Source organism: Acidovorax sp. 62 (genome assembly GCF_002754495.1).
Lineage (GTDB): Bacteria > Pseudomonadota > Gammaproteobacteria > Burkholderiales > Burkholderiaceae_C > Acidovorax.
The window spans coordinates 2,149,303-2,173,124 of record NZ_PEFJ01000001.1 but is presented as its reverse complement, the minus strand read 5'-3'; the positions used below and the strand labels follow the sequence as shown (position 1 = coordinate 2,173,124).

Annotated in this window: 24 protein-coding genes; 21 read left to right on the top strand and 3 right to left on the bottom strand. The window is 61.2% G+C overall.

Annotated features, from left to right (window positions below; genetic code table 11):
• Positions 1-70: 70 nt before the first annotated feature.
• The 5 genes from CLU86_RS09720 (at position 71) to CLU86_RS09695 (ending at position 5,705) form a co-directional block, all read left to right on the top strand.
• A complete protein-coding gene (locus tag CLU86_RS09720; protein WP_099741476.1) occupies positions 71-1,084 on the top strand; it encodes a tripartite tricarboxylate transporter substrate binding protein in 1,014 nt (337 codons plus the stop codon).
• A 287-nt stretch (positions 1,085-1,371) separates the two neighbouring features.
• Positions 1,372-2,178, top strand: coding sequence for an enoyl-CoA hydratase/isomerase family protein (locus tag CLU86_RS09710; RefSeq protein WP_099741475.1), 807 nt, complete (start codon positions 1,372-1,374; stop codon positions 2,176-2,178).
• A gap of 275 nt (positions 2,179-2,453) precedes the next feature.
• The gene (locus tag CLU86_RS09705) at positions 2,454-4,007 is read left to right on the top strand and encodes a malonyl-CoA synthase (RefSeq protein ID WP_099741474.1); all 1,554 of its coding nucleotides are present in this window, start codon (positions 2,454-2,456) and stop codon (positions 4,005-4,007) included.
• Between the two features lie 274 nt (positions 4,008-4,281).
• The gene (locus CLU86_RS09700; protein ID WP_099741473.1) at positions 4,282-5,028 is read left to right on the top strand and encodes a hypothetical protein; all 747 of its coding nucleotides are present in this window, start codon (positions 4,282-4,284) and stop codon (positions 5,026-5,028) included.
• Between the two features lie 236 nt (positions 5,029-5,264).
• On the top strand, positions 5,265-5,705 hold the full coding sequence (locus tag CLU86_RS09695) for a hypothetical protein (protein WP_099741472.1): 441 nt from the start codon (positions 5,265-5,267) through the stop codon (positions 5,703-5,705).
• A gap of 137 nt (positions 5,706-5,842) precedes the next feature.
• Here the strand turns inward: CLU86_RS09695 and CLU86_RS09690 are convergent, their stop codons facing one another.
• Positions 5,843-6,850 (bottom strand): LysR substrate-binding domain-containing protein, encoded by a 1,008-nt coding sequence (locus CLU86_RS09690; RefSeq protein ID WP_099741471.1) that lies wholly within the window; start codon positions 6,848-6,850, stop codon positions 5,843-5,845.
• A gap of 247 nt (positions 6,851-7,097) precedes the next feature.
• Between CLU86_RS09690 and CLU86_RS09685 the strand changes: the two genes are divergently transcribed.
• The 7 genes from CLU86_RS09685 (at position 7,098) to CLU86_RS09655 (ending at position 14,031) form a co-directional block, all read left to right on the top strand.
• A complete protein-coding gene (locus CLU86_RS09685) occupies positions 7,098-8,330 on the top strand; it encodes an amidohydrolase family protein (RefSeq protein ID WP_099741470.1) in 1,233 nt (410 codons plus the stop codon).
• Between the two features lie 49 nt (positions 8,331-8,379).
• Positions 8,380-9,600: an ABC transporter substrate-binding protein gene (locus CLU86_RS09680; protein WP_099730657.1), complete on the top strand. Its 1,221-nt coding sequence runs from the start codon at positions 8,380-8,382 to the stop codon at positions 9,598-9,600.
• A gap of 92 nt (positions 9,601-9,692) precedes the next feature.
• Complete coding sequence (locus CLU86_RS09675) at positions 9,693-10,568, top strand: branched-chain amino acid ABC transporter permease (protein WP_099741469.1); 876 nt, start codon at positions 9,693-9,695, stop codon at positions 10,566-10,568.
• Between the two features lie 12 nt (positions 10,569-10,580).
• Positions 10,581-11,462: a branched-chain amino acid ABC transporter permease gene (locus tag CLU86_RS09670; protein WP_099741468.1), complete on the top strand. Its 882-nt coding sequence runs from the start codon at positions 10,581-10,583 to the stop codon at positions 11,460-11,462.
• Positions 11,459-12,229, top strand: a complete 771-nt coding sequence (locus CLU86_RS09665) for an ABC transporter ATP-binding protein (RefSeq protein WP_099741467.1) — start codon at positions 11,459-11,461, stop codon at positions 12,227-12,229. The genes CLU86_RS09670 and CLU86_RS09665 overlap by 4 nt, the downstream gene beginning before the upstream one ends.
• Positions 12,226-12,939: an ABC transporter ATP-binding protein gene (locus CLU86_RS09660; protein WP_099741466.1), complete on the top strand. Its 714-nt coding sequence runs from the start codon at positions 12,226-12,228 to the stop codon at positions 12,937-12,939. Before CLU86_RS09665 ends, CLU86_RS09660 begins: the two co-directional genes overlap by 4 nt.
• A 105-nt stretch (positions 12,940-13,044) precedes the next feature.
• Positions 13,045-14,031 (top strand): IS5 family transposase, encoded by a 987-nt coding sequence (locus CLU86_RS09655; RefSeq protein ID WP_099741465.1) that lies wholly within the window; start codon positions 13,045-13,047, stop codon positions 14,029-14,031.
• 214 nt (positions 14,032-14,245) lie between these two features.
• On the opposite strand, the gene CLU86_RS09650 is transcribed toward CLU86_RS09655, so the two are convergent.
• Complete coding sequence (locus CLU86_RS09650; RefSeq protein ID WP_099655861.1) at positions 14,246-14,689, bottom strand: universal stress protein; 444 nt, start codon at positions 14,687-14,689, stop codon at positions 14,246-14,248.
• A gap of 140 nt (positions 14,690-14,829) precedes the next feature.
• Here CLU86_RS09650 and CLU86_RS09645 point away from each other — a divergent pair, with 140 nt between their 5' ends.
• The 9 genes from CLU86_RS09645 to CLU86_RS09605 all read left to right on the top strand — a co-directional run bounded on the left by CLU86_RS09645 (position 14,830) and on the right by CLU86_RS09605 (position 22,929).
• Positions 14,830-17,319 (top strand): cation-translocating P-type ATPase, encoded by a 2,490-nt coding sequence (locus CLU86_RS09645; protein ID WP_099743481.1) that lies wholly within the window; start codon positions 14,830-14,832, stop codon positions 17,317-17,319.
• Positions 17,319-17,456: a cbb3-type cytochrome oxidase assembly protein CcoS gene (ccoS, locus tag CLU86_RS09640; RefSeq protein ID WP_044398643.1), complete on the top strand. Its 138-nt coding sequence runs from the start codon at positions 17,319-17,321 to the stop codon at positions 17,454-17,456. The genes CLU86_RS09645 and ccoS overlap by 1 nt, the downstream gene beginning before the upstream one ends.
• 64 nt (positions 17,457-17,520) lie before the next feature.
• Positions 17,521-18,960 carry a cytochrome-c oxidase, cbb3-type subunit I gene (gene ccoN, locus CLU86_RS09635; RefSeq protein WP_099741464.1) on the top strand — a complete coding sequence of 480 codons (1,440 nt, stop codon included), beginning with the start codon at positions 17,521-17,523 and terminating at the stop codon, positions 18,958-18,960.
• A gap of 16 nt (positions 18,961-18,976) precedes the next feature.
• Complete coding sequence (gene ccoO / locus CLU86_RS09630; protein WP_099741463.1) at positions 18,977-19,609, top strand: cytochrome-c oxidase, cbb3-type subunit II; 633 nt, start codon at positions 18,977-18,979, stop codon at positions 19,607-19,609.
• 12 nt (positions 19,610-19,621) lie between these two features.
• Positions 19,622-19,759, top strand: a complete 138-nt coding sequence (locus CLU86_RS09625) for a cbb3-type cytochrome c oxidase subunit 3 (RefSeq protein ID WP_099655857.1) — start codon at positions 19,622-19,624, stop codon at positions 19,757-19,759.
• A gap of 24 nt (positions 19,760-19,783) precedes the next feature.
• Complete coding sequence (gene ccoP, locus CLU86_RS09620) at positions 19,784-20,692, top strand: cytochrome-c oxidase, cbb3-type subunit III (protein ID WP_099741462.1); 909 nt, start codon at positions 19,784-19,786, stop codon at positions 20,690-20,692.
• 80 nt (positions 20,693-20,772) lie between these two features.
• On the top strand, positions 20,773-22,230 hold the full coding sequence (ccoG, locus tag CLU86_RS09615; protein ID WP_099741461.1) for a cytochrome c oxidase accessory protein CcoG: 1,458 nt from the start codon (positions 20,773-20,775) through the stop codon (positions 22,228-22,230).
• Positions 22,231-22,275: 45 nt separating this feature from the next.
• Positions 22,276-22,557 carry a FixH family protein gene (locus tag CLU86_RS09610; protein WP_099655854.1) on the top strand — a complete coding sequence of 94 codons (282 nt, stop codon included), beginning with the start codon at positions 22,276-22,278 and terminating at the stop codon, positions 22,555-22,557.
• A 78-nt stretch (positions 22,558-22,635) separates the two neighbouring features.
• Positions 22,636-22,929 carry a hypothetical protein gene (locus tag CLU86_RS09605; RefSeq protein WP_099655853.1) on the top strand — a complete coding sequence of 98 codons (294 nt, stop codon included), beginning with the start codon at positions 22,636-22,638 and terminating at the stop codon, positions 22,927-22,929.
• A gap of 49 nt (positions 22,930-22,978) precedes the next feature.
• Here the strand turns inward: CLU86_RS09605 and fnr are convergent, their stop codons facing one another.
• Positions 22,979-23,701, bottom strand: coding sequence for a fumarate/nitrate reduction transcriptional regulator Fnr (fnr, locus tag CLU86_RS09600; protein WP_099655852.1), 723 nt, complete (start codon positions 23,699-23,701; stop codon positions 22,979-22,981).
• Positions 23,702-23,822: the final 121 nt, after the last annotated feature.

The window sequence follows — 23,822 nt, the reverse complement described above, 5'->3', positions numbered from 1 at the left end:
CCTGGGCTTGCTGCGGCAGATGGCAAGGGACGGACTTTCCTATTTTTATAACGACGACAGGAGACAAGGAATGACGAGAGACAACAACCTGCAGCGCCAACACCTGCAGCGGCGCCAACTGCTGCGCGCAGCCGCTGGCACGGGCCTGGGTTTGCTGGGCACGGGCAGCCTGTGGGCGCAGGCATCGGCCTGGCCCTCCAAGCCAGTGAACCTGGTGGTGCCATTTCCGGCCGGGGGCGGCACCGACGCCTTTGCCAGGCCGCTGGCGGCGCAGTTTTCCAAGTCCACCGGCAAGATGCTGGTGATTGACAACCGGGGTGGCGCAGGTGGCACCGTGGGGGCCAGCTTTGCAGCCCGTGCGGCGGCCGATGGCTACACGCTGTTCATGGGCGGCGTGCACCACTCCATCGCACCCGCCATGTACCCCAAGCTCGACTACGACATCGAGAAAGACTTCATCCCGCTGGCCTTGCTGGCCCGCGTGCCCCAGGTGCTGGTGGTGAACCCCAAGATACCCTCGACCAACTTCAAGCAGTTCCTCGACCACGTCAAGAAAAACCCCGCCAAGCTCAACTACGGCTCGGCCGGTGCGGGCACATCGCACCACCTAGCGGGCGAGTTGTTCAAGCAGCAAACAGGCACCTTCATCACGCACATTCCCTACCGTGGCGCAGGCCCGGCGCTGCAAGACTTGATTGGCGGCAATGTGGACATGATGTTTGACGGCCTGGGCTCGTCGGCCGCGCACATCAAGGGTGGGCGCATCAAGGCGCTGATGGTGTCGGGTGCCAAGCGCAACCCGGCCTTCCCCGACGTGCCCTGCGCCGCCGAAGTGGGCCTGCCCGACTACACCGTGACCACTTGGTACGGCCTGTGGGCCCCCAAGGGCACGCCCGCCGATGTGCAAGCGCGCATCGTGGAAGAAGCCAAGCGCCTGGGCACCTTCGATGAACTCAAGACCATCTGGGCCGCCAACGGCGCTGACTACGGCGGCATGACGCAGCAGCAGTTTGGTTCGTTTGTGAGCAGCGAGGTTAAGCGCTGGGCGGAGGTGGTCAAGGCCTCTGGCGCGAAACTGGATTAGCCCCCTGAGGCGCTTTGCGCCATCCCCCTCAAAGGGGGACGCCACCGGTGGCCTGGCAGAGCCAGCTCCACGGTGGCACTGGTGATGGGGCCGCGCGGGCTCTGAAGGCTGATACGGATTTGTGTTCAGTTCATCAGAACCCAAACCGTTCGGGCTGAGCTCTTCGACAGGCTCAGCACAGGCTTGTCGAAGCCTTGCGCGGCGCTTTGACTGCGCTCAGTGAACGGATTTGTATTTTTGAATGCCTACGGATATGAGTAGCTTGCACAAGTGGATGGGTTGCCAACATGTCGGGTGAAGTATTGATGGAAGTCGGTGAGGGCGGTGTGGTGCATGTCACGCTGCGCCACACCGGGCGGCTGAACGCCATGTCGCGCCCGATGTGGCGGCAACTGCGTGCGGTGTTTGAAGACGTGCAGCGCCGCACCGATGCGCGCTGTGCGCTCATCGCGGGCGAGGGCGGGGCGTTTTGCGCGGGGGGCGATATTTCGGAATACCCCGGCTTTCGCTTCGATGCCGCAGCGCTGCGCGACTTTCATGAAAACGACGTGTGGGGCGGGTTGAATGCCATGCTCCAGTGCGATGTGCCCATCGTGGCCAGCATCAGCGGCGCCTGCATGGGCGCGGGGGTAGAGATTGCCAGCTGCTGTGACGTGCGCGTGGCTGGTGCATCGGCCCGCTTTGGCGCCCCCATTGCCAAGCTCGGCTTTCCCATGGCCCCGCGCGAGGCGCAATTGGTGGCAGGCGCTGTGGGCGATGTCACGGCCCGCCAAATGTTGCTGGAGGCCGCCACCTTCAACGCCGCAGACATGCAGGCGCGCGGCTTTTTGAGCCGTGTGGTGGCCGACGACATGGTCGCCACCGAAGCCCTGGGCAGCGCCCGCCGCATCGCCGCCCTGGCCCCCGGTGCCGCCCGCATGAACAAGCAGGTGCTTAGGGCATTAAAAATGCCGCTAGCGCAGGCTGGTAAAGCGCAAGCAGCTATTGAAATGATAGTAAACGGCCCGCAAGACCCCTACGCCTATGCCGACAGCCCCGAGCACCGCGAAGGCATCACCGCCTTTCTAGAAAAGCGTTCGCCCCAGTTTGATTGAGAGTGCCTTTGTGAACTTGAAATATCTGATCGGGCGGAGCCCGCAATGAGGGTGGGATGGCGAACACGCGCCTCTGTGAACCTCAAATATCCGTTCGGGTTGAGCTTGTCGAAACCTGGCGCGAGGTTTGCACAGGCTTGTCGCCGCCCCTTGTCCTGAGCCCGTCGAAAGAATCTGTTCGAACGCTTCCACCCAGTTTGCGCCGAATCCATCAACCGCTTCATTCAAAGCTCACCATTTCCTCAACCGCTCACCTCCGTTACTCCTGAATTGCCATGAGCCAACACAACCTCTTCAGCGCCTTGCGCGCCGCCTTCCCGTCTGACCTGGACAGCACCGCCGTCGAAACCACGGCCGCAGACGGCTCCCCGCTGTTCTACACCTGGCGCGACCTGGACCGCGCCAGCGCCCGCATCGCCAACCTGCTCGCATCGCTCAAGCTGCCCGAGGGCAGCCGCGTGGCCGTGCAGGTCGAAAAGTCGGTCGAAGCCATGGCGCTGTACCTGGCCACGCTGCGTGCGGGCTACGTCTTCTTGCCGCTCAACACCGCCTACCAAAGCGCCGAGATCGAATACTTCATCGGCAACGCCGAGCCCGCCGTGGTGGTGTGCAGCCCCGGCAACTTCGGCTGGGTCAGCAAGATTGCCTTCACCCTGGGCACGCAGCATGTGTTCACCCTGGGCGACGACCGCACCGGCAGCCTGCTCGAGCGCGCCACCCACCACAGCGACGAGCACCAGGCCGTGGCCCGCAGCGCCGACGACCTGGCCGCCATCCTCTACACCAGCGGCACCACGGGCCGCAGCAAGGGCGCCATGCTCACGCACGGCAACATGCTCAGCAACGCTGTCATGCTCAAGGACTACTGGGGCTGGAAGAAGGGGGATGTGTTGATTCACGCGCTGCCCATCTTCCACGTGCACGGCCTGTTCGTCGCCATCCACGGCGCGCTCATCAACGGCAGCAAGATGATCTGGATGGCCAAGTTCGACCCCAAGGCCGTCATCGCCGCCATGCCCCGCGCAACAGTGTTCATGGGCGTGCCCACGCTGTACGTGCGCATGCTGGCAGAGGCGGGCTTGAACAAAGACGCCGTGAAGAACATGCGCCTGTTCATCGCAGGCTCTGCACCGCTGCTCATCGAAACCTTCAAGGAATGGCAGCAACGCACCGGCCACACCATTCTGGAGCGCTACGGCATGAGCGAAACCATCATGCTCACCAGCAACCCCTACGCCGCTGACAAGCGCTACCAAGGCCAGGATGAACGCCGTGGCGGCACCGTGGGTTTCCCCTTGCCGGGCGTCAGCCTGCGCGTGCAGGGCGACGACGGCAAAGACCTGCCCGTGGGCGAGATCGGCGGCATCCAGGTCAAGGGCCCCAACGTGTTCAAGGGCTACTGGCGCATGCCCGAAAAGACGGCGGAAGAGTTCACCAAGGACGGCTACTTCAAGACCGGCGATGTGGGCAAAGTCGATGAGCGCGGCTATGCCCATATCGTTGGGCGCAGCAAAGACCTCATCATCAGCGGCGGCTACAACGTCTACCCCGCAGAGATCGAGGGCTACATCAACGACATGCCTGGCGTGGCCGAAAGCGCCTTGGTCGGCGTGCCTCACCCTGACTTTGGCGAGGTGGGCGTGGCTGTTGTGATTGCCAAGCCCGGCGCCAAGCTGGATGCCGATGCCATCGTGGCCCAGCTCAAGTCGCAGCTGGCCAACTTCAAGATTCCGAAGAAGTGTTTTGTGGTGGCGGAGCTGCCGCGCAATACGATGGGGAAGGTGCAGAAGAATCTGCTGCGGGATCAGTACAAGGGGTTGTTTGTTTGACGCACTAAAGCGGATATCAACTGCATTCACCTTCGCAGGCCCGCCATCGCGGGCCTGATTTTTTGGGGTGTCGGTAGCTGGTGGACGGAAGGCGATAGATGCTATTTTTCGATAGCTGCCAGTACCGAATATTTAACGCCTGAATCAGAATGTAGCGTAGAAAAATTTGGAAGCAAAAGAGAAGACCTGACTCCGGACGGACCCGTGAAATGGTGGGTGGTAGTTGCAGTTGTTTTGGGTGCAATTGGCGATAATTTAATAGAATTTTGATTTTATGAACTCATATGTAGAGTTGGCTATTCGAACAAAGACAGAAACGATCGATTGGAAAAATGGAGAACGACTTCTTGAGTCTCTTGGTTTGAATGGAGAGTGGTTGCTTCCAGGGAGAATATCAAATAACGTTGATAGATTCACTGAGCCTTTCTTGGGGAAGGTGTCTTGCGAGAAATATTGGGCCTCTCGTGCTTCCGTTAAATATAACGGGGTTTCAACTGATTTTTACCTAGACTTTGCCTGGAAAAGAAGTAGATCGCTAAAATCTATGGGCAGCGTTGTTCATACAACTCGAAATATGAGAGGGCAAATCGTTCCTGGCTCAATTTCTTTGAGCTCCGTATATAGTGAGAAGGTTGATTGGCTCTCTTTGTTTAGAGAGTGGTGCGATATTTTTCCGCCGCAAATCGGAATGCTGCATATTTTTACGCCACCTGAGCTTGGTGTTCATGAAATGAATAATAGTTTTCAGATAGGCTCTTTCAATTCGGCGTTGAAGCCAGATGTGCCTAACATTGGTTGGGGAATGTTTTATGGGAATGAGTTTTCTGATGAAGTCCATGCTGATGCAATATCTGCATCGGGTTTCTCAATTGAAAAAATGGGCGATGGCTACTTGGTGAGAGTTACCAGTAGTATTCAGGATGTTGTGGATAATTTTCCGTTTTTTTCACAGCGGCGTGCTGAACTTAGAAGAGTGTTTCGAGATGGATTTTTCCTAACTAATGATGAACCGAGTCTTTAGGGTGTCCTAGCTGAATGGGCTCAGGTTTTGCTTTTGCTATCTAGATCAAGTGTGAATGACTCCAACGGGTAAGCCTTCTCCCTACATTGTTTAGTGATGTAGTTACCCTTACCACCTCATCTGCGACAGCGGTTATCGAAGGACCGCAATTGCTATCGGCATCGTCAAATGTGGTGTGCCACGTGTCGTCAGTGGTCGTGTGAAATCCATTTCTGCAGCCTCGTCAGGCCTTACCAATGAATCGCCGCATCCTCGCCATCCCCCTCGCAATCGCCTTGGTCGCGGTCATCGGCGCATCCCTTGCCCCCGTCTTTCTGACCCCACCAGTTACCCCATGCGCCTACCTCAGCACACCGGTGCGGTTCCTCAAAATTGACAGCCGCCCAGTGCAAGTAGGTAGAGGCACTCGGCAGTTCACTGGCCAGTTCCCAGTGGTGGAATACAGCTACGTCGTTTCCAGCAAGAGCTACATCAGCACCCGAATGTTTTGCAGAGACAGCGAGAGCTTCAAGGTGGAATGGTCCAAGGTCGACCGTTTCTTTCGCGATGCTGAAAACGGTGCCGAAGTGGTGGCGTGGTTTGCACCCTCATTACCTGAGGCGGCGTGCATCTCCATCGATGCGGAGTTCGATTACTCCTTGGTGTCGCACACTTCTTCTCAATGCCGAGCCAAGTGAGGCCTCTCTTGGCTGGTGGACGCAAGAGGTGTTTGCTATCTAATTGATAGCTGTTTGCGCTTTATCTATAAGCGCTAGAGGCATTTTTATTAATGACTGTTCACGCGATGCCCGGCGCCGCCATCGCGCTGGCCTAGTCAACCCGCCATGGCTGCAGCAGTGGTGAATGCGTTGGCGCCGTTAGCACCTTGCTGTGGCGCGCAAAAAATGCAGCCCGCCCCAGCCTCTGCAGTCGCAGGCGCAGCAGCCCCTTCCCCATGGTTGCAGCAATGCTCCAGCCACCCGGCCACCAGCCGGTACACCGACAAATTGGTTCGGGCTGTGGGCGCGCACAGGTAGTAGCCGAGCGGGCTGTCAAAACGGTTTTTCAAGGGCTCTACCAGAGTGCCTGCCTGCAGCTCGTCTTCCACCAGGCAGGTGGGCACTATGCCCACGCCAAAGCCTGAGACGGCGGCGCGGATGATGAGCGAGTAGAGATTGAAACCTGGCCCAAAGCGGCTGGCGCTGGTGTCCAGGCCGTTGGCCTCCATCCAGTCTTGCCAGGCCAGGGGCACTTCGATGTGTTGCAGCAGCGTGGCTCGCATCAGGTCTTGCGGGGTGTGCAAGGGCAGGGTGTCGCGCAGTTGGGGGCTGCAGACGATGCTGGTTTCCTTGCCAATCAGGTAGCGCGCATTGGCGCTGGGCCAGTTGCCGTAGCCGTACTGGATGGCGGCGTCGAATTCGTGCGGGGTCGCAAAGTCGTGCGCGTGCTGGTAGCGCACAAAGTTCAGCGACACCTGCGGCAGTGTGCGCTTGAAGTGCCCCAGGCGCGGAAACAGCCACTGCGCCGCAAACGTGGGCGGCACGGACAGGTTGAGCGAGCCGCCATCGCCCCCGTACGACATGAGCTGTGCCGTGGCCGATTCCAGCGCGGCCATGGCGGGGCGGGTGGCGTTGAGGTAGGTGGCGCCCGCCTCGGTCAGCTCCAGCCCGGTGGCCTTGCGGATGAACAGCTTCTGGCCCAGGTAGTCCTCCAGCGCCGCAATGTGGCGGCTGATGGCGCTTTGCGTTACGCACAGCTCGCGCGCGGCCATGGTGAAGGCTTGGTGCTTGGCGGCAGAGTGAAAGGCGTTCAGCTCTGAAATCGTGGGGCAGAGGCGGCGCATAGGGTTATCCCTTGGTATGAGTGCTGCTCATGGGTGGGTGAGATTTTAGGCGTTGCGGCCAAGGGCAATTGGCCTGATAAATGCATCTTGTGACATATCGATGTCATGGATTTACCTCTGAGAGATGGTGCGCTGCACCAACTTGAGGCCATGACATTCATCCCTGACGCCCGTGGCCTGCACTTTGCAGGCCATGAGTATTCCGGAAGTCCTCCATCACGCTTCTGACACCTTCTTGACCTTGCTCATGACCACTTTGTTGATTGAAAACAGCCGCGTTCTGGATGTGCATGCCCTGACTTTGCGCACCGGCCTGTCCGTTCTGGTGCAGGACGGGCGCATTGCCGCCGTGGGGGCTGACTTGGTGGCCCCCGAAGGCGCCACGGTGCTGGACGCCCGCGGCATGACGCTCATGCCCGGCCTGATCGACTGCCACGTGCACGTGGTGGCGTCGTCGTTCAACCTTGGCGCCGTGGCCAAGATGCCCAATGTGTTCACCATGATGCGCTCGCTGCCCATCATGAAGGGCATGCTGGAGCGGGGCTTTACCACCGTGCGCGATGCGGGCGGGGCGGATTGGTCGCTGGCCGAGGCGGTGCGCACGGGGCTGGTGCAGGGGCCTCGCATCTTCCCTGCGGGCAAGGCGCTGTCGCAAACCGGCGGGCATGCGGACTTCCGCCAGCGCAACGATGACCTGGATGTGTGCTCGTGCGCCTACAAGCTGGGCAACATTGGCCGCGTGGTCGATGGTGTGGACGCCTGCCGCCTGGCGGTGCGTGAGGAAATCTTGAAGGGTGCCACGCAGATCAAGGTGATGGCATCGGGCGGCGTGGCGTCGCCCAACGACCCGATTGGCAACCTGGGCTACTCCGAGGCCGAGCTGCACGCCATTGTGGAAGAGGCATCCAATGCCAACACCTATGTCATGGCCCACGCCTACACGCCCCGCGCCATCGCCCGCGCCGTGCGCTGCGGCGTGCGCACCATCGAGCACGGCAATCTGGTGGATGCGCCCACGGCAGAGTTCATGGCCGAGATGGGGGCTTTCATGGTGCCCACGCTCATCACCTACGAGGGACTGGCCAACGAGGGCGAGCGTTATGGCCTGCCTGCGGTGTCGATTGCCAAGATCGATTCGGTGCGCGGCCAGGGCAAGCAGGCCATTGAGATCCTGGCCAAGGCGGGCGTGAAGATGGGCCTGGGCAGCGACTTGCTGGCCGAGACGCATTACCTGCAGTCGGACGAGTTGCGCTTGCGCGCGGAGATTCTGGGCAATGGCCCGGTGCTGCAACAGGCCACGCTGATTGGCGCGGAGATTCTGGGCCAGCAAGGCCAGCTGGGCGAAGTCACGGCCGGTGCCATTGCCGACATCTTGCTGGTCGATGGCAACCCGCTCACCGACATCACCTGCCTGCTGAACCAGGGCGAGCGCATTCGCGCCATCGCCAAGGACGGCGTGTGGGTCAAGAACACCCTTTGAGTCCCTTTCACCCCCTCACCCCCATCCCATCCCCCTACCGGAGATCACCATGCAACGTAGAAATTTCGTCAAGCTCGGCGGCGCCGCAGCGGCTCTGCAGTTCCTTCCCTCCATCGGTTTCAGCCAGCAAGGTGAGGTGTTTCGGATTGGCTCGCTCACGCCCATCACCGGCGCAGGCAGCCCCTACGGCCCGGGCATGCAGCAGGCCATCCGCCTGGCCGTGGATGAGGTCAATGCCGCGGGCGGTGCCGGTGGACGCAAGCTCGAACTCTTCACCGAAGATGACCAGACCAAGCCCGACGCGGCCGTGCTGGCCGCCAAAAAGCTGATCGAGGTGAACAAGGTGCAGGCGGTGCTGGGCACCTGGGCCTCGGGCGTGACGCTGGCAGTGATGCCGCTGACGGATGCGGCAGGCATCATCCAGATGAACGTGTCGGGCGCGCCCGCCATTTCCACGCTGGACACCAAGGACCTGGTGTGGCGCTTTCAGGCCACCAACGACCGCTTTGGCGCGGCCTTTGCCGAGATCTGCACCAAGCGCGGCTTCAAGCGCCCGGCCACGATGGCGTTCAACAACGCGTCCGGCCTGGGCAACGTGGAAGGCTTCACCAAGGCCTGGGAGAAACGCGGCGGCAAGGTGGCGGCCCATGTCACCTACGAACCCAGCCGCCCCAGCTACCGCAGCGAGCTGCAGAAGATTCTGGCGGCCAAGCCCGATGTGATCGTGATGGGCTCGTACCTGCCCGACACCACCATCATCCTGCGCGAGTGGTTCCAGTCCGGTGCCGATACCAAGTGGATCATCCCCGGCTGGGCGGCCAACCCCGATCTGGTGAAGGCCCTGGGCGCAGAGGTGTGTGAAGGCATCATTTCGGTGGACACGGTGTCCAACGAAAAGAGCGCCTCCTACGCCCAATTTGATGCCGCCTTCACCAAGGCCACGGGCAAGGCGGCCTCCACCAACATCTACGCCGCCATGGCGTACGACATGGTGATCTCGCTGGCGCTTGCCATGGAGGCTGCAGGCCCCAAGGCCACGGTAGAGCAGATCAACGCCAAGATGCGCGATGTCTCCAACGCCCCCGGCACGGCCGTGTTCACCTTTGCCGAAGGCAAGGCGCAACTGGCTAAGAAGGCCAAGGTGAACTACGAAGGCGCATCGAGCAAGCTGGACTTTGACAAGGCGGGCGATGTGACGCCGGACTTTGGCGTGTTCATCATCGAAAAGGGCCAGCTGGTGCGGCGCGACGTGGTGTCCATCACGATGTGATGGACCGCGCCCGGTGCGCCTGCCAGGTGCAGGCCCCGGGCATTTTTTTGCGGCGCACAGCGCTGATGTGCACGGGATGACGGAATGACGCAATGACCTGGATCGACTTTGTAAACCTGCTGATCAACGGATTGATCGAAGGCCTGGTGGTGGCACTGCCTGCCCTGGCCATGACCCTGGTGATGGGCGTCAACCGCTTTCCCAACGCAGCCACGGGCGACATGCTCACCACCGGCGCCTACGCTGCCGTGGCGGTGCAGCTGTTGGGGGGCTGGCCGTTGTGGGCGGCGGCGCTCATCAGCATGGCGGCCACGGCCGTGGTGTCGGCGGGCTCGTACACGCTGATCTTTCGCAAGCTGGCCGGGCGGCCCATGGTGTCGTCCATGCTCGCGGCCATTGGCCTCGGGTTTTTGCTGCGCAGCCTGATCGGCTTTTTTGCCGGGCATGACCAGCGCACGTTTGACCTGCCCCTGGTGCGCGCCTGGAACTTTGGTGGCATTCGCGTGTTGCCCACCGACCTGGCCATTGCGGCGGTGGCCGCCGTTTGCCTGCTGGTGGTGTTTGTGCTGATCTATCGCACCAGCTTTGGCCGACAGCTGCGTGCCGTGGCTGACAGTGCGGACCTGGCGCGGGCCAGCGGCATCCGTGCCAATGGGTTGATGCTGAGCCTTTGGTTGCTGGTGGGTGCCTTGTCCTCGCTGGGCGGCGTATTGCTGGGCATGAAGGCCGTGGTCAGCCCCGAGATGGGGTGGGAGAGCCTGATCCCCGCCTTCGCGGCCATGGTGCTGGGCGGCATCGGTAGCCCGATGGGCGCGGTGCTGGGTGCGCTGCTGCTGTGTGTGGCGCAAGAGCTGGCGGTGCCACTGATGGGGCCGTCGTACAAGCTGGTGCTGTCGTTTGTGGTCTTGGCCCTGGTGCTGCTGGTGCGCCCGGCGGGCATCATGGGCCGCGTGCAACTGGTGCGGTAAGGAGTTCGACCGATGATTGCTTACCTGTGTGCCATTGGCATCGTGGCCCTTATCTACTGTCTGCTGGCGCTGGGCCTGAACCTGCAGTTCGGCCTGACCCGGCTGGTCAACTTTGGCGTGGTGGCGTTCTTTGCCGTGGGCGCCTACACCTCGGGCCTGCTGGCGCTGCAAGGCGTGCCGCTGGTGCTGTGTTTTGTGGCGGCGGCTGTGCTCTCGGGCTTGCTGGCGCTGCCCATTGGCCTGCTGTCGCTGCGACTGCGCGATGACTACCTGGCCATCGTGACGCTGGGTTTTTCGGAGGCGGTGCGCATCTCCATCCAGCAAGAAAGCTGGCTGACCAAGGGCGTGCAGGGCTTGCCCGGCTTGCCCAAGCTGTTTGCGTCCTGGGGCAGTGGTGTGTCGGACATGGCGATTTTTGCCACGCTGCTGGCGGTGGTTGCTGTGGTGGCCTGGGGCACGGTGCGCCTGGCGGCCAGCCCGTTTGGGCGGCTGCTCAAGGCCATTGGCGACGATGAGCCCGCGTTGTCGGCCCTTGGCAAGGACCCGGCCTGGTTCAAGGTGCAGGTGTTCATGCTGGGGGCGGCGCTGGCTGGCGTGGCGGGGGCGTTCTATGCGCACTTCATCACCTTCATCACGCCAGAGCAGTTCATCCCGCTCATCACGTTTTATGTGTGGATGGGACTGGTGATGGGCGGCTCGGGCACGGTGCGCGGCGCGGTGTTTGGCTCGCTGCTGCTCATGGTGTTTCTGGAGGGCTCGCGCTTTGCCAAGGACTGGGTGCCGGGCGTGTCAGAAGTTGGCATGGCCAGCCTGCGTTTGGCTGCGGTGGGCCTGGCGCTGATTCTGGTCACGCTGTACAAGCCCAACGGCCTGTTTGGAGGCAAAACCCAATGACAGCAACAACGATGCTGAAGGTGGAGGCCGTCACGCGGCAGTTCGGGGGCTTCAAGGCGGTGGACGGTGTGTCGCTGCAACTGGGGGGGGGCGAGATTCTGGGCATTGCAGGCACCAACGGTGCGGGCAAAAGCACATTGTTTGCGGCCATTGCCGGGCAGCAGCCAGCGGATGCGGGGCAGATCCAGTTTGAAGGGCAGGACATTACCCGCATGCCCCCCTACCGCCGCGCGCGGCTGGGGCTGGTGCGCACGTTCCAGATTCCGCGCGAGTTCAAGAGCCTCACGGTGCACGAGAACCTGATGGCGGCTGCCGCCAACCCGCAAGGGGAGCGGCTGGTGAATGCCTTCTTCCAGACGCGCAGCCTGCGCGAGCACGAGGCGCAGCTCTCCATCAAGGCCGACCGCATCCTGCAGTTTTTGAACCTGGCGCGGGTGCGCGATGTGAAGGCGGGGGGCCTCTCGGGCGGGCAAAAGAAGCTGGTAGAGCTGGGCCGGGTACTGATGCTGGACCCGCGCTGCATCTTGCTGGACGAGCCTTTTGCCGGGGTCAACCCGGTGCTGATCGAAGAAATTTGCGACCGCGTGCGTGAGCTGAACGGGCAGGGCATTGCGTTCATCGTGATCGAGCACCACCTGCAGGCGCTCAAGTCGCTGTCCAACCGCATGATCGTGATGGACCGGGGCTCCATCCTGGCAGAGGGCGACCCGCACACGGTGCTGGACGACCCGCGTGTGCAGGAAGCCTATATGGGAGGGGTGGTATGAGCGGCGCAGACAACTTGCTGCAGATCGCGCAATTGCGCGGCGGGTATTCGGAGGTGGACATCATCCACGGCATTGACCTGGCCGTGGCGCCGGGCGAGATTGTGACCATTGCAGGTACCAATGGCGCAGGCAAATCCACCCTGGTGAAGGCGCTGCTGGGCCTGTTGCCACGGGTGGCGGGCACCATCCACCTGGGTGGGCGCGACATCACGGCCTTGTCGGCCGAAGACCGCTTTGACGCCGGGCTGGCCTACGTGCCGCAGGTGGCCAATGTGTTCCCGTCGCTCACCGTGCGCGAGAACCTGTTGGTGGTGCGCGGCGTGGCAAACATCAAGCGCCGCATGGACGAGGTGCTGGCCGACTTTCCGGCGCTGGTGGAACGGTTGCCTCAGCCCGCCAGCAACCTCTCGGGCGGCGAGCGCCAGCAGCTCGCCTTTGCGCGGGCCCTCATGCCGTCGCCCCGCATCATGGTGCTGGACGAGCCCACGGCAGCGCTGGCGCCCTCGCTGGTGGGCAAGGTGTTTGACATGGTGCAGAAGCTGCCCGCCGCAGGCGTGGCGGTGCTGATGGTGGAGCAGCGCGCGCGCCAGGCGCTGCAGATCAGCCAGCAGGGCTACATCCTGGACCAGGGGCGGTGCGTGCTGCAGGGCCCCGCACACGGGCTGCTGGCCGATGAGCGCATGGCGCAGTTGTATCTGGGCAATCACTGAGCCGCTCGCATCCAGTCGGCCATGAAAAAACCCCGCTAGGGATTCTCTGCACGAATCCCCAAGCGATGTGATTGCGCGGAGGGCTGAAGCCCAGACAATAGTCGCATGAAGCAAAGCAGCCTGGGCCTGAGCAACACAGTCAAGCGCACCCGCAAGCGCGAGTTCCTGGACGCCATGGAAATGGTGGTGCCCTGGACTGAACTGGTCTCGCTCATAGAGCCGTACGCGCCCGAAGCCGGACGCCGGGGTCAGCAGCCCTTTGCAGTGCAGACCCTGCTGCGCATCCACTTTATGCAGCAATGGTTCAAGCTCAGCGATCCCGCCATGGAAGAAGCGCTGCACGACGTGCCAGCCTTTCGGGACTTTGCGGGCCTGACCCACTGGGACGAACAGATTCCCAGTGAATCGAGCATCCTGCGGTTTAGGCACATTCTGGAACGCCACAAGCTGGCCGATCAGATCCTGGCCACGGTCAATGCGCTGCTGCAGGCCAAAGGGCTGCAGCTCAAAGCAGGCACGGTGGTGGATGCCACGCTGATTGCCGCACCCACTTCCACCAAGAACCAAAGCGGCGAGCGCGACCCCGAGATGCACCAAAGCAAGAAGGGCAACCAGTGGTACTTCGGTATGAAAGCCCACATTGGCGTGGATGCGGACTCGGGCCTGGTGCACACGGTGCGAGGCACTAGCGGCCACGTGGGTGACGTGATCGAAGTCAACAGCCTATTGCACGGGCAGGAGACAGACGCATTTGGAGATGCGGGCTACCAAGGCGTGCACAAACGGCCTGATGCCAAGCCAACCGTGCGCTGGCACGTAGCCATGCGTCCAGGATTGCGCCGGGAGTTGGACAAGGACAAGCCTCTTGAGGCGCTGATCGATCAACTGGAGCGCATCAAGGCCAGCATTCGGGCCAAGGTGGAGCACCCGTTTCGAGTGCTCAAGCAGCAGTTTGGGTATGTGAAGGTGCGCTACCGGGGACTCAAGAAGAACACGGCGCAGATCGTTACGCTGTTTGCGCTGTCAAACCTGTGGATGGCAAGGCACAAGTTGATGGCTTGTATGGGGCAGGTGCGTCTGCAAGGGGCGTAATGCCCCCGCGAAGCCGGGCAATTGCCCTCGCGCAGCGCCTGCTGGGCGTGCCCAATTACCCAAAGCGGGTGCTGTTTGAGTTCGGGCGTCGCTACGGCACAGCCAGAACCGATTCGTGAAGAGCTTCCCTAAGGCGTTGCGCCTTAGTAGGGTTTGCTATCTATTTTATAGCTTATAGCGCTTGATGGATAAGCGCTAGAACCTGTTTTGATACTTAACGCAGCACCAGCACAGGGATGTGCGAGTGTGTCAGCACATGCTGCGTTTCGCTGCCCAGCAGCAGGCGCTTGAGGCCCTTGCGGCCGTGCGATGCCATGACGATCAGGTCGCACTTGTGTTTTTTGGCGGCAGCAATCACGGCCTCGGCCACCAGGTCGGACTTGGCGGTCACGGCTTTCACGGTCACGCCTTGGGCTTCGCCTTGGGTTTTGACGGCGTCCACCATGGCCTGGGCGGCGTCACCCCACTGGCCTTCGATGCGCTTGACGTCGCCCGCATCCACCGGCATGCCGCCTTCAAAGTAACTGCGTGGGTAACGTGGGACGACCTTGAGGGCCACCACGGAGGCGCCTGTCAGTGCGGCGAGGGACAGGCCGCTTTCCACGGCCTTGTCGGACAAGGGCGAACCGTCAGTTGCGATCAGGATGCGTTTGTACATGATGGGCTCCTCAAAGTGATGGAACAAGCTTAGGATGCATCATCTTTTGTGACTTGATCCAGGTCAATAGACATGTCACGTTGCCCGGATAGGCTTGAACCATGTCAATGTTTCGCTCTGGTGCGTCCGAATCACCGGTGATGCCTGCTGCCGCTGTGCCTCTTGCGGAGGCTGCGGTCGCGCCTACTACACCACCGGCTTCGCCGTCCCTGCTCGACGATCCGCAGGAGTGGGCGGGCTTTGGCCGCCCCTGCACGGCGGCCGGTGCCGCACTGGACGTGCCTGCGGGCAGTGACCCTGCCAGCACGCCGTGGGATTCGCATGTGGTGCTGGACGGCATGCACTGCGCAGCGTGCGCCCTCACGATTGAAGATGCATTGAAGTCTGTGCCCGGTGTGTTGCAGGCGGACGTGAGTGCGGCTACCCGTCGTGCCCGGGTGGTGTGGCAGCCGGGCAGGGTGCTGCCATCGCAGTGGATGGACGCGGTGCAAGCCGCAGGCTACAGGGCCATGCCTGCCATGGATGCGTTTGTGCGTGGGCAGCGCCAGGTGGAAAACCGCCGCGCACTGTGGCGCTGGCTGGTGGCTGGCTTTTGCATGATGCAGGTGATGATGTATGCGTGGCCTGCGTACGTGGCGCAGCCGGGTGATCTGTCGCAAGAGATGGAGACGCTGCTGCGCTGGGCATCGTGGGTGATTTCGCTGCCCGTCATCTTTTTTGCCTGCGGGCCTTTCTTTACCAGTGCGTTGCGCGATGTGCGCCAGCGGCGGGTGAGCATGGATTTGCCAGTGGCCCTGGGCATGGGCATCACCTTTGCGGTGAGCACGGCGGGCACGTTTGACCCCAGCGGCATTTTTGGGCGCGAGGTGTACTTTGACTCGCTCACCATGTTTGTCTTCTTCCTGCTGACGGGGCGCTGGCTGGAGCTGCGGCTGCGCGATCGCACGGCGGGAGCCTTGGAGGCGGTGTTCAACCGCCTGCCAGACAGCGTGGAGCGGCTGGGCGCTGATGGCGCATTCACTCGCGTGGCGGTGCGCCGCCTGGTGGTGGGCGACACGGTGCGGGTGCTGCCGGGCGAGGCGTTTCCGGCCGATGGCGCCATCACGCTGGGCAGCACGCAGGCCGATGAGGCGCTGCTGACGGGGGAATCGACCCCGGTGGATCGGCCCTTGGGCAGCACGGTGACGGCCGGCAGCTACAACCTGCAGGCGCCTGTGGAGGTGCGCGTGGAGTGCGTGGGGGCTCAAACCCGGTTTGCACAAATTGTGGCGCTGATGGAAAGCGCATCGCTGCAAAAGCCCCGCCTGGCCCAGCTTGCAGATCGCATTGCCCGGCCCTTTTTGGTGGCAGTGCTGCTGGCGGCCTTTTTGGCGGCGGCCTGGTGGTGGCCCAAAGACCCAGGCCATGCATTGATGGTGGCCGTGGCGGTGCTCATCGTGACTTGCCCTTGTGCGCTGTCGCTCGCCACCCCTGTGGCCATGCTGACGGCAGCTGGCACGCTGGCGCGGCAAGGGGTGTTGGTGCGCAACCTGCAAGGGCTGGAGGCGCTGGCGCAGATCGATACCGTGGTGTTTGACAAGACAGGCACCCTGACGCGCGATGCGATGGCGCTGCAAGAGGTGCGCTTGGCGGCTTCGGCGCTGGACAAGGTGGCAGCTCTGTCGCTGGCCGCAGCGTTGGCGCGGCAATCGCTGCACCCCGCATCGCGTGCGCTGGTGGCGGCGGCCGCTGCTGACGATGGGCGCTGGCGGGTCACTGACTTGCAGGAGCAGGCAGGCTTGGGCTTGAGTGCCGATGTGTTTGACCGCACTGCGCAGCAGCCGCTGGGGCGTGTGCGCCTGGGGTCGGCTGTGCATGCCGGGGTGGCTGATGGGGCGGCCGATGCTGTGGGGGCAGCGCTTGCCAGGCCCCTGGATTCAACGGCTTTGTGGGTGGTGCTGGCGCAGGAAGGCGCACAGTCTGGCCAGGAATCGCCTCTGGAACTGGCCCGCTTTGGGTTGGTCGAGGATGTGCGCGGCGAGGCGGCTGCCGTGGTGCAGGCGCTGGCCAAGGCGGGCTTGGCGGTGCAGATGCTGTCTGGCGACCGCCCTGGGGCGGTGCAGCGCGTGGCAGCACAGGCGGGTATTGAGCACGCCCGTGGTGCGTGCACCCCCCAAGACAAATTGCAAGCGCTGCAAGCGCTGCAAGCCCAAGGCCACCATGTGGCCATGGTGGGCGATGGGCTCAATGACGGCCCGGTGATGGCGGGCGCCCATGTGTCGTTTGCCTTTGGCCGATCGGTGCCGCTGGCGCGTTCGCGGGCGGATTTTGTGGTGCTGGGCGACAGCTTGGCGCTGGTGCCACAGGCGGTGCTGTTGGCGCGCAAGACGCTTTCTATCGTGCGCCAAAACCTGTGGTGGGCGGCTGGCTACAACGCGCTGTGCGTGCCTTTGGCTGTGGTGGGCTGGATGCCTGCGTGGCTGGCGGGGCTGGGCATGGCGCTCAGCTCGCTGTTGGTGGTGCTGAACGCGGCCCGCTTGTCCAGAGGCTTGCCCGCCGTTCTGTCGGCAGAGCAGGGCGGCCCTTCTTCTTTTACGGTTGCGGGTGTTTTGCCAGCAGCCTCTTCATTCAATGCTGTGGAGCCCGCCTGATGGACATCCTTTATTTGCTGATTCCTTTGTCTGTGGTGCTTGTGCTCATGATCCTGGCGGGCCTGTGGTGGGCGGTGTACCGGGGGCAGTTTGAGAGCGTGGAGCAAGAGGGGGAGCGCATTCTCCGGGACGGTTGACTTTCGTCAATAACCGCAATGCCAGTCTGGTTAAAACTTGTATCGCAATACAAAGAGGTGTCCGATGGATTTTCCAAAAACAAATGCTGCGCACTACAACGACACTGTCGTGCGGCAGTTCTCTATCATGGCCGTGGTCTGGGGGGTGGTCGGCATGCTGGTGGGCGTCATCATCGCCGCCCAGCTGGCTTGGCCTGAACTCAACCTCGGTATTCCGTGGCTCAGCTACGGTCGCTTGCGTCCGCTGCACACCAATGCAGTGATCTTCGCGTTTGGCGGCTGCGCGCTGTTTGCCACCAGCTACTACGTGGTGCAGCGCACCAGCCAGGTTCGGTTGTTTGCCCCCGCTCTGGCCTCGTTCACGTTCTGGGGCTGGCAACTGGTCATCCTGGCGGCGGCGATCAGCCTGCCGTTGGGTTACACGTCCGGCAAGGAATATGCAGAACTGGAATGGCCCATTGACATCCTGATCACGCTGGTCTGGGTGTCCTACGCCATCGTGTTCTTCGGCACGGTGGGCACCCGCAAGGTCAAGCACATCTATGTGGCCAACTGGTTCTTTGGTGCTTTCATTCTGGCTGTGGCCTTGCTGCACCTGGTGAACAGTGCCGCGGTGCCTGCAGGCTTCATGAAGAGCTACTCGGCCTATGCTGGCGTGCAAGATGCCATGGTGCAATGGTGGTACGGCCACAATGCGGTGGGCTTCTTCCTGACGGCAGGCTTCCTGGGCATGATGTACTACTTCATCCCCAAGCAAGCGGGTCGCCCCGTGTACTCGTATCGCCTGTCGATCGTGCACTTCTGGGCTCTGATCTTCACTTACATGTGGGCGGGTCCTCACCACTTGCACTACACCGCGCTGCCTGACTGGACGCAATCCGTCGGTATGGTGTTCTCCCTGATCCTGCTGGCCCCCAGCTGGGGCGGCATGATCAACGGTGTGATGACGCTGTCTGGCGCATGGCACAAGCTGCGCGACGATCCTATCTTGCGCTTCCTGATCGTGTCCTTGTCGTTCTACGGCATGTCCACATTCGAAGGCCCGATGATGTCCATCAAGACCGTCAACGCCCTGAGCCACTACACCGACTGGACTGTGGGCCACGTGCACTCGGGTGCCTTGGGCTGGGTGGGTTTGATCTCCATGGGCTCGCTGTACTACCTGGTGCCCCGTCTGTTTGGCCGTGACAAGATGCACTCCATCAAGGCCATTGAGCTGCACTTCTGGATGGCCACCATTGGCATCGTGTTGTACATCGCTGCGATGTGGATTGCCGGTGTGATGCAGGGCCTGATGTGGCGCGCCGTGAACCCCGATGGCACGCTGACCTACACCTTCGTTGAAAGCGTGAAGGCCACTTACCCCTTCTATGTGATCCGTGTAGCCGGTGGTCTGCTGTACCTGGGCGGCATGCTGGTGATGGCCTGGAACGTGTGGGCCACTGCAATCTCTGGCCGTTCGGTCAAGGTGGCGATTCCCGCCGTGAACGCAGCCCACGCTTGAGCCTTAAGGAGCCAATATGTCTCAAAACAATAAGCAAGCTTCTGCCGGTTTCAGCCACGAGAAGATTGAAACCAATAACTTCCTGATGATCGTGTTGATTCTGCTGGTGATCGCCATTGGCGGTCTGGTGGAAATCGTGCCCCTGTTCTTCCAGAAGTCCACCACTGAGGCTGTCAAGGGTGTAGAGCCCTACACCGCTGTGCAGCTCATGGGCCGCGATGTGTACATCCGCGAAGGTTGCTACAACTGCCACTCGCAGATGATCCGTCCCTTCCGGGCAGAAACTCTGCGCTATGGCCACTACTCGGTAGCTGGCGAGTTTGTGTACGACCACCCCTTCCAGTGGGGTAGCAAGCGCACAGGCCCTGATCTGCACCGTGTGGGCGGCAAGTACAGCGATGAATGGCATCGCATCCACTTGAACAACCCGCGTGATGTGGTGCCCGAGTCGAACATGCCTGCCTACCCTTGGCTGGAGAAGACCACCATTGATCCCAAGGATGTCGCACCCCGCATGAAGGCTTTGCGCACGGTGGGTGTGCCTTACACCGACGCGCAGATCACTGCCGCAGCGGATGAGGTCAAGGGCAAGACCGAGCTGGATGCGCTGATTGCCTACCTGCAAGTCATGGGCCGCGCGCTCAAGTAAAGGAGAGCAGCAATGGACATCACCACCATGCGCATCGTGGCCACACTGGCCTCGATGGTCTGCTTCATCGGCATCTGGGTGTGGGCCTACATGGGCCGCAATCGCGCCCAGTTCGACGAGGCCGCTCGCTTGCCTTTTGAGCAAGAATGAACTCCACCAGAATGAGAAAAACCCATGAGTGACTTCACCAGCAATTTCTGGTCGGTCTTTGTGACCGCGCTGACTCTGATCGGCATCATCGGCTGCGCCTTGCTGCTTTGGATGGCAGGCCGCAAGAAGGTCGTGGCAACGGCCGACAACACCACAGGCCATGTCTGGGACGAAGACCTGGTTGAAATGAACAACCCCCTGCCACGCTGGTGGGTGTGGATGTTCGTGATCACCATCATCTTTGGCTTGGGCTACCTGGCGGCTTACCCAGGCCTGGGCACCTCGGCTGGCAAGCTGGGCTGGACCCAGAAGGGCGAGTACGAGGCTGAAGTGGCAAAGGCCAACAAGGAGTTGGAGCCTTTGTATGCACGCTTTGCCGCCATGACACCTGAAAGCATTGCGGTTGACCCGCAAGCCAAGGCGATTGGTGAGCGCTTGTTCATGAACAACTGTGCGCAATGCCACGGCTCGGATGCCCGCGGTAGCAAGGGTTTCCCGAATCTGGCGGATGGTGACTGGCTGCACGGCGGCACCCCAGACAAGATTCTGGAAACCTTGCAAAAGGGCCGTATTGGCAACATGCCTCCCATGGCTGCAGCAGTGGGCACGCCTGAAGATGTGCGCAACCTGTCGCACTACGTGTTGAGCCTGTCGGGCAGCCCCCATGATTCCTTGCGCGCCTCTTTGGGCAAGTCCAAGTTCACGGCATGTGCCGCCTGCCACGGCATGGACGGCAAAGGCAACCAGGCCCTGGGTGCCCCCAACCTGACCGACGACATCTGGCTGCATGGCTGGGGTGAGGCGGCCATCACTGCCATGATCAACAACGGCAAGGTCAACCAAATGCCTGCGCAGGCAGAAAAGTTGACAGAAGCCCAGATCAAGGTTCTTGCCTCGTATGTCTGGGGTTTGTCAAACAACAAGGCTCAGTAAGCTGGGTAAGGGGCGGTATCGGGTGATACCGCCCTTTGTTGTTTGGGTTGAGAAGTTTTGAAGAATTAAAGAGCGCCACCATGAAGCAACCCAGCGAGTCTCCTCGCAAGGTCATTCCCATCGCTCCCGTTGCGGCTGATGCTTCCGATGCCTCCAGCAGCCAGGTTGAGATCGTCTCCCTGTATGAGGCGCAGAAGAAGATTTACCCGCGCTCGATCAGCGGCTTGTTTGCCCGGTGGCGCTGGGCCATGGTGTTCCTGACCCAGTTGGTGTTTTATGGCCTGCCCTGGCTGGAGTGGGGGCAGCGCCAAATGGTGCTGTTCGATCTGGGTGCGCGCCGCTTTTACATTTTTGGTCTGGTCCTGTATCCGCAGGATTTCATCTACCTCACGGGGCTGCTGATCATCTCAGCACTGTCTCTGTTCTTGTTCACTGCCGTGGCAGGGCGCTTGTGGTGTGGGTTTGCGTGTCCGCAAACGGTGTACACCGAGATCTTCATGTGGATTGAGCACAAGATCGAAGGTGATCGCAGTGCCCGATTGCGCCTGGATGGCGGTCCATGGACCTTTGAGAAGGTTCGCAAAAAGTTTTTGAAGCAAGCCGTTTGGATTGCAGTAGCCCTGTGGACGGGGTTCACTTTCGTTGGCTACTTTGTGCCGATCCGCGAGCTGGGCGCTGAGCTGATCGCGTTGCAGGGTAGCTGGCAGATTTTCTGGGTGCTGTTTTACGGTTTTGCCACCTATGGCAATGCGGGCTTCATGCGTGAGCAAGTGTGCAAGTACATGTGTCCGTATGCACGCTTTCAGAGCGCCATGTTTGACAAGGACACGCTCATCGTCAGCTACGACGTGGCGCGTGGTGAGCCGCGTGGGCCCCGCAGCAAGACCGTGGATCACAAGGCCAAGGGCCTTGGGGATTGCATCGACTGCACGCTGTGTGTACAGGTGTGCCCTGTGGGTATTGATATTCGCAAAGGGCTGCAGTACGAATGCATTGGGTGCGGGTTGTGCGTGGATGCGTGCAACACCGTCATGGACAAGGTGAAGTACCCCCGTGGCTTGATTCGGTTCACTACCCAGAACGGCGTCGTGAAGCGCTGGTCGCAGTCCCAGATCCTGCGGCGTGTGTTGCGGCCCCGTGTGTTGATTTACAGCGCCGTGCTGGTGACCTTGTGTGTGACCATGCTTGTCAGCCTGATGACCAGAACGCCTTTGAAGGTCGACGTTGTGCGGGATCGCGCCGCCTTGTCTCGCATCGTTGCGGGCGGTAAGCTGGAGAACATCTACCGTATCCAGATCATGAATGCGACGGAATCGCCTCAGCGCTACCATGTAGCGGCCAAGGGGCTGGAGGGCTTGGAGGTCGTATCGGAGGCTGCTGTGGACATTGAGCCTGCGCAGTCACGCTGGGTGGCGGTGCGCTTGCAAGTGCCCTATGGGTCCGCAACGCCGGGTTCGCATCCTGTGACGTTTGAGATTGGGGCGGAAGGTGGTGGCGCCCATGTATCGGAAAAAACGGTCTTTTTGGTTCCTCGGTAAGCAGCCTGTGGTCTCGTTGTCTTACCCGTTTTGATGGAGTTTGCTATGTCTTCGATTTCTTCTTCAGCACCCGCACCCGTTCAGGCGGCTCCTTGGTGGAAGTTTGGCCATGTTTGGCTGGTGCTCTCTGGCCCCGCTATCGTCGTGGTAGCAGGCTTCGTCACCTTGTGGATTGCCGTCTCCAGCCCTGACCCCGTGGTGGCTGAAGACTACTACCAGCAAGGCATTGACATCAACAAGAGGCTAGAGAACCCGCAGCCTGGTATGGCACCTGCGCTCAAGGGCCGCAACCATGCCGTGACACCGCTCAAAGACCAGCCCCGCTAGTTGCGGAGCCAGGGCCTCCATGGCGGTGTGGTAGGCCCAGGCATCGATGCCTTCTCAAAACCATACGGAGACACCACGATGTGGACACAGCGTTTGATGTGGATTGCTTGGCCGGCCTTTTTGGTCGCCGGGGCTTTGGAGGTGTTGGTATTTGCCATGGTGGACCCCCAAGACCTACACTGGTTTGGACAGCCGCTGGCATTGTCTCGGCTGGGGGTGTACACGCTGGCCTTCTTTGCCTTCTGGGTGCTGACCATGGCCTCTGGCGCTTTGACCACGCTGCTGGCCATGTCACCGTTTGAACTCAACCGCTGTCCTGTGCCTGACCAAGATCGACCTGACGATTGCCGCAAGACACCATCTTGCCCATGACGCCGGATAGCATGCCACCGTTAGTTGGCATGCCTCAAGACCCAACCAATCAGTGGCAGGCTTGTTGGTTGTTCACGATGCGGCGCAGTGCGTCGGTGTCCAAAATTCGCACGTGGCGTTGTCGAACTTCGACGGTCCCATCCTCTACGAATTTGGAGAAGGTGCGGCTCACGGTTTCCAATTTGAGGCCCAGGTAGCTGCCAATTTCTTCCCGGGTCATGCGCAGCACTAACTCCGATTGAGAGAAGCCGCGGGCATGCAGGCGCTGTACCAGATTGAGCAGGAATGCCGCCAAACGCTCTTCAGCCCGCATGCTGCCCAAAAGGAGCATCACGCCGTGTTCGCGCACGATTTCGCGGCTCATGATTTTGTGCACATGGTGCTGCAGTGCAGTTACTTCGCGTGAGAGCTCTTCAATGCGATCAAACGGCATCACACAGACTTCGGCGTCTTCCAATGCCACGGCGTCGCAGGTATGGTGATCATTCACAATGCCATCGAGGCCGATGATCTCACCGGCCATTTGAAAGCCCGTGACTTGATCGCGACCGTCTTCAGTGGCTACACAGGTCTTGAAGAAACCCGTGCGAATGGCGTACAGCGAGGTGAAGGCTTCGCCATTGCGAAAGAGTGTGCCACCGCGCTTGACTTTGCGGCGCACGGCCACCACCTCGTCGATGCGCTGCAGCTGTTCGTCATTGAGGCCAACGGGCATGCAAAGCTCGCGGAGGTTGCAGTTGGAGCAAGCGACTTTGATGGTGAGCGGATTCATGGCACAGAAACCTGGTTGATGTTCGGGCATATCGTGCACGACGAGGGAGGCCGGTATGCCTCGGTCTGCGAGTAGTAGCAGATGATATGCATCAAATTGTCGCTCTTGTGGAGATGACTTC